At 54.8% G+C, this 651-nt stretch carries 1 protein-coding gene; it reads left to right on the top strand.

Annotation, left to right across the window (positions count from 1 at the left end; genetic code table 11):
* Window positions 1–561: carbohydrate ABC transporter permease (locus tag AC1D0P_RS26765; protein WP_477679500.1), on the top strand; the 561-nt coding region annotated here is incomplete at its 5' end.
* Window positions 562–651: the final 90 nt, after the last annotated feature.

The raw sequence follows: 651 nt of genomic DNA, 5'->3' as shown, positions 1-651 counted from the left end.
CTCGCTGCCTATCCGCTGTCGCGTTCGCAGAGCCGGCCGACGCAGATATTGATCTCGCTTTTGTCTCTGTGTCTGGCGACACCATCCTTTGTGACGATCACGCCGATCTACGAACTATTCGCAAAGATCGGTCTTCTCGATTCCTATGCCGGGATTATCCTGGCATTCACCGCGCTCAACCTGCCTTTGGCCGTATTTTTCTACACCAGCTTCATCCGGGTCATCCCTAAGGAATTGGAAGAGGCGGCAGAACTCGATGGCTGCTCGCCCTTTCAGGTTTTCTGGCACGTGATCAGACCCCTGCTCGGTCCAGCGACGGCCACCTTGTCTCTCTTCGTCATGCTCATGGTTTGGAACGACTTCATCTACCCCTTGCTGCTTCTGACCGACGACAAGAAATTCACGGTGATGATGAGCGTTTATCACTTTGTCGGAAACCATAACCTCAATCCGGAAGAGCTGTTTCCGGCCGCCGTTTTGGGCTCATTGCCGCTATTGGTTCTATTCCTCGTGTTCCAGCGGCGGATCGTCAGCGGCATTACAGCAGGAGCAGTCAAATGAGTGAACAAAGCGGGCTAGTCAACAAGACTGTCGTCGTGACCGGGGCGGGAGCCGGAATTGGCCTCGGAATAGCCCAGGCATGCGTTGAGG

Source organism: Polaromonas sp. P1_G2 (assembly GCF_056405515.1).
This window is presented reverse-complemented; position numbering and strand designations above follow the sequence as displayed.